Origin of the sequence: Mycobacterium sp., assembly GCF_049683935.1 — a bacterium.
GTDB lineage: Bacteria > Actinomycetota > Actinomycetes > Mycobacteriales > Mycobacteriaceae > Mycobacterium.
On the sequence record NZ_JBAUJR010000493.1, the window covers coordinates 1 to 4,281 of the forward strand.

Here is a 4,281-nt window from a genome sequence, read left to right on the forward strand (position 1 = left end):
GTTCTAGTCCGCTCCGGCGGACGTCAGCCCCCCGGGGAGTCAGCAGCCCTTGAGGCGCACAGCCAGGTAGTTCGACACCTCCGAGATCGCGACCCGTTCCTGGGTCATGGCGTCGCGCTCGCGCACCGTCACCGCGTGATCGTCGAGGGAGTCGAAGTCCAGCGTCACGCAGAACGGGGTGCCTATCTCGTCCTGCCGGCGGTAGCGGCGGCCGATCGCACCGGCGTCATCGAACTCGATGTTCCACGACGTGCGCAGTTCGGCCGCCAGATCGCGGGCCTTCGGCGACAGGTCGGCGTGCCGGGACAGCGGCAGCACCGCAGCCTTGACCGGCGCCAGCCGCGGATCGAGCTTCAGCACCGTGCGCTTGTCGACACCGCCCTTGGCATTGGGCGCCTCGTCCTCGTGGTAGGCGTCGACGAGGAAGGCCATCAGCGACCGGGTCAACCCCGCCGCAGGCTCGATCACGTACGGCACGAAACGGGTGTCGTTGGCCTGGTCGTAGAACGACAGATCAACGCCGGAATGCTTTGAGTGCGTCGACAAGTCGAAGTTCGTCCGGTTGGCGATGCCTTCCAGCTCACCCCACGGGCTGCCGGCGAAACCGAACTTGTACTCGATGTCGACGGTGCCGTCGGAGTAGTGCGACAGCTTCTCTTTCGGATGGTCGTAGAGCCGCAGATTCTCGGGATCGATACCGAGGTCGACGTACCACTGCAGTCGGGTGTCGATCCAGTACCTGTGCCACTCCGGGGCCGTCGACGGTTCGACGAAGAACTCCATCTCCATCTGCTCGAACTCCCGGGTGCGGAAGATGAAGTTGCCCGGGGTGATCTCGTTGCGGAAGCTCTTGCCGATCTGGCCGATGCCGAACGGCGGCTTCTTGCGCGTCGTGGTGACGACGTTGGCGAAGTTGACGAAGATGCCCTGCGCGGTCTCCGGACGCAGATAGTGCAGCCCCTCTTCGGACTCGATCGGTCCGAGATAGGTCTTGAGCATCATGTTGAAGTCGCGTGGCTCGGTCCACTGCCCCTTGGTGCCGCAGTCGGGGCAGACGATCTCGGTCATCGGCACCGAGTCTGGATCCACGACCGTGTCGCGCGTGCCCTTCTTGGCGGCGTAGTTCTCCTGCATGTGGTCCTGCCGGTGCCGCTTGTGACAGTTCAGGCATTCGACCAACGGATCGTTGAACACCTCGACGTGCCCCGACGCCACCCAGACCTGGCGCGGCAGGATGATCGCGCTGTCGAGGCCGACGACGTCGTCGCGTCCGGTCACCACCGAACGCCACCACTGCCGTTTGATGTTCTCCTTGAGCTCGACGCCGAGCGGCCCGTAATCCCAGGCGGACTTGGTCCCCCCGTAGATCTCACCGGACTGGAACACCAGCCCACGGCGTTTGGCCAGGTTTGCAACGGTGTCGATGATGGAGGCCACGGGTCCACAGCCTAGCGAGGACCATCGGGGGGTCCCTCCGCGGTTCCCCGGTTGACATGCGGACTCACGCATGTATTGTGGCCCATAATGAAAACCGTTTCCACTATGTCTGATTCGCCGGTCGGCCACGATCACACAGGCACCCCGCCGCCCGAGCTACCCCCGCGGGCGGTACTCGACACGGCAGGCGATCTGCTGCGCGCGCTGGCCGCGCCCGTACGCATCGCCATCGTGCTGCAGCTTCGCGAAGAGGCGCGGTGTGTCCACGAACTGGTCGACGCCTTGGACGTCCCCCAACCGCTGGTCAGCCAGCATCTGCGGATACTCAAGGCGGCAGGCGTGGTGGACGGAGCGCGATCAGGCCGGGAAGTGTTGTACCGCTTGGTCGATCACCATCTGGCGGATATCGTCATCGCCGCCGTGACGCATGCCGCGGAGGAGGACCAGTGACGGGTGCTGTCCGGGCGACACGCCAACGCGCCGCCCTTGCGGCATTGCTCGAGAACCTCGATGATTTCCGGTCCGCCCAGGAACTGCACGACGAACTCCGCAAGCAAGGTGACGGCATCGGCCTGACCACCGTTTACCGCACGCTGCAGCAGATGGCGGCGACCGGGGCCGTCGACACGCTGCGTACCGACACCGGCGAGTCCGTCTATCGGCGCTGCTCGGAGCACCACCATCACCATCTGGTGTGCCGGGCATGCGGGTCGACCATCGAGATCCAGGGCGGGCAGGTCGAGACGTGGGCCGCCGAGATCGCCCGCGAACACGGCTTCTCCGACGTCAGCCACACGATCGAGATCTTCGGTCTCTGCAGCAAGTGCGCCGAAGCGGCCTCGTCGGAGAATTAGCGCCTGCGACTCCGCCAACCCACAAGCGCGATGACCACGCCGACGATGGCGATGATCGGTCCGAGAACCGACCACGTGGTGGTGTTGCTCATCGGACTGCCGCCGACCGCCCCGAGACCCTGCAGCGAGAACAGCAGACCGAACAGAGCGACTACCACACCGACTATGACGATCGTTGTGCGCACACCTGAGACCCTAGCCCCCGCGGCTTCGAGGTCAGGCGACCAGCGCGCGTCGCACGTCGGCGCCGGTGGCCAGCACCATCAGGATCAACGTACGGAGCGCGTCGTCGGTCAGGCCGACAGCCGGGAAGTTGTACCGCAACAGCACGTCGCCGGTCTTTTTTGCGCCGCCCTTGGCCGTGCCGATCTTCTCCACCAGCGACACCGTACCCAGCAGTGTGTCATGGGCGTGTTTGGCGACGCGGGCGCGAATCTTGCTGTCCAGCGGCAGATCCCACGCCAGGATCTGCGTCAGCGATACCAGGTCGAGATCTTGGGCGATGGTGACGACCCGCAGCGAGGCGAACGTGTCGTCGTGATGCACCGTCAGCGCCCCGTCGCCCTCGTGGGTGACGGGCAGGGTCTCTTCGAGAACCTTCGTGAGCCGCTCGTCGAGGTCCATTCAGGCCCCGCCGCTCAGGCTCTGCCGAAGCGTCGGTTGCGATGGACGTATTCCTCACAGGCCGCCCACAGGTCGCGGCGGTCGTAGTCAGGCCACAGCTTGTCCTGGAACACGTACTCGGCGTACGCCGCCTGCCACAACAGGAAGTTGCTCGCGCGCTGCTCCCCCGAGGTCCGGATGAACAGATCGACGTCGGGAATGTCCGAACGGTGCAGGTGCTTGGCGAACATCGCCTCACTGATACGGCCGGGATTGACCTTGCCGTCCACCGCCTGCTGCGCGAGTTGGCGCGCTGCCTCCACGATTTCGGTCCGGCCACCGTAATTCACGCAGTAGTTGATCGTGATGACGTCGTTGTCGACGGTCATCTGCTCGGCGATGTCGAACTCCTTGATGACGCTGCGCCACATCCGGGGCCGCGAGCCGACCCAGCGCATGCGCACGCCCATGTCGTTGAGGTTCTCCCGCCGACGGCGCACCACCTCGCGGTTGAAGCCCATCAGGAAACGGACCTCCTCGGTGCTGCGTTTCCAGTTCTCGGTGGAGAACGCGTACACCGTCAGGTGCTTGACGCCGATCTCGATGGCGCCGCAGGTGATGTCGATCAGCACCGCCTCGCCCATCTTGTGGCCCTCGGTGCGGCCCAGACCCCGCTGGGTGGCCCACCGCCCGTTGCCGTCCATCACCACCGCGACGTGCGAGGGCACCTGGTCGGCCGGGATCTGCGGCGCGGCGGCCTTCGACGTGTGCTGCGGCGGTCGGGCGAATCTGCCGTTGGTGCGCGAGGGCAACTCGGGAAAAAGAACGGGCCAGTTCGACTTGTCGGGGAAGGTCGGATAGTCGTCAGGCGCCGGGGGCAGCTGCGGGTAGCGGTTCTTCCCCGTCCGCTTCGTGGCCATGCGCTTCATCCTGCCTGATGCCCTGCCCGGCGCTCCGCTCCGCCCGGTAGCTGGGCGGCCCGGCGCTGCGCTCCGCCCGGTAGACACGCTCCACCAAGGGCAACGTCCGCAGCTGCCGTTCCAGATGCCACTGCAGATGCGCCGCGACAAGCCCGCTTGCCTGGCTGCGGTGCTGCGACGAGGAGGCCTGCGCATGCTCCCAGTCACCCTCGTAGAGCGCGGCCATCAGGTCCAGCACACCCTGCGGCGGCGTCGCCGACCCGGACGGGCGGCAGTGCACACACACGCTGCCGCCGGCTGCGACATGGAACGCCCGGTGCGGGCCCGGTGTCGCGCACCGGGCGCATTCGGTCAATGCCGGCGCCCATCCGGTGATCCCCATCGCGCGCAGCAGATACGCGTCCAGAACGAGCTCACGGGGCCGGTTGGCGTCGGCCACCGCCCGCAGCGCCGCCACGGTCAACCGG

At 66.4% G+C, this 4,281-nt stretch carries 7 protein-coding genes; 2 read left to right on the top strand and 5 right to left on the bottom strand.

Translation table 11 applies throughout. From position 1 onward, the window contains the following. Positions 1-39 precede the first annotated feature (39 nt). Complete coding sequence (locus WA965_RS28240) at positions 40-1,437, bottom strand: glycine--tRNA ligase (RefSeq protein ID WP_526448264.1); 1,398 nt, start codon at positions 1,435-1,437, stop codon at positions 40-42. A gap of 105 nt (positions 1,438-1,542) precedes the next feature. On the opposite strand from WA965_RS28240, the gene WA965_RS28245 reads away from it, so the two are divergent. Further along, complete coding sequence (locus WA965_RS28245; protein ID WP_526297240.1) at positions 1,543-1,887, top strand: ArsR/SmtB family transcription factor; 345 nt, start codon at positions 1,543-1,545, stop codon at positions 1,885-1,887. Then, the gene (locus WA965_RS28250; protein ID WP_526297242.1) at positions 1,884-2,291 is read left to right on the top strand and encodes a Fur family transcriptional regulator; all 408 of its coding nucleotides are present in this window, start codon (positions 1,884-1,886) and stop codon (positions 2,289-2,291) included. The genes WA965_RS28245 and WA965_RS28250 overlap by 4 nt, the downstream gene beginning before the upstream one ends. Here the strand turns inward: WA965_RS28250 and WA965_RS28255 are convergent. The 4 genes from WA965_RS28255 to recO all read right to left on the bottom strand — a co-directional run. Beyond that, entirely contained in the window at positions 2,288-2,476 is a 189-nt protein-coding gene (locus WA965_RS28255; protein ID WP_526297244.1) for a hypothetical protein, read from the bottom strand. The genes WA965_RS28250 and WA965_RS28255 overlap by 4 nt on opposite strands. Before the next feature lie 31 nt (positions 2,477-2,507). Further along, positions 2,508-2,915 carry a hypothetical protein gene (locus WA965_RS28260; RefSeq protein ID WP_526297246.1) on the bottom strand — a complete coding sequence of 136 codons (408 nt, stop codon included), beginning with the start codon at positions 2,913-2,915 and terminating at the stop codon, positions 2,508-2,510. A gap of 14 nt (positions 2,916-2,929) precedes the next feature. Beyond that, on the bottom strand, positions 2,930-3,823 hold the full coding sequence (locus WA965_RS28265; protein ID WP_526297247.1) for a decaprenyl diphosphate synthase: 894 nt from the start codon (positions 3,821-3,823) through the stop codon (positions 2,930-2,932). After that, a partial coding sequence (gene recO / locus WA965_RS28270; RefSeq protein WP_526448265.1) for a DNA repair protein RecO occupies positions 3,759-4,281 on the bottom strand: 523 nt, incomplete at its 5' end. The genes WA965_RS28265 and recO, both read right to left, overlap by 65 nt.

Coding starts and splice junctions, on each gene's coding strand:
- WA965_RS28245 (WP_526297240.1), top strand. CDS start 1,543: ATGTCTGATTCGCCGGTCGGCCACGATCACACAGGCACCCCGCCGCCC.
- WA965_RS28260 (WP_526297246.1), bottom strand. CDS start 2,915: ATGGACCTCGACGAGCGGCTCACGAAGGTTCTCGAAGAGACCCTGCCC.
- WA965_RS28265 (WP_526297247.1), bottom strand. CDS start 3,823: ATGAAGCGCATGGCCACGAAGCGGACGGGGAAGAACCGCTACCCGCAG.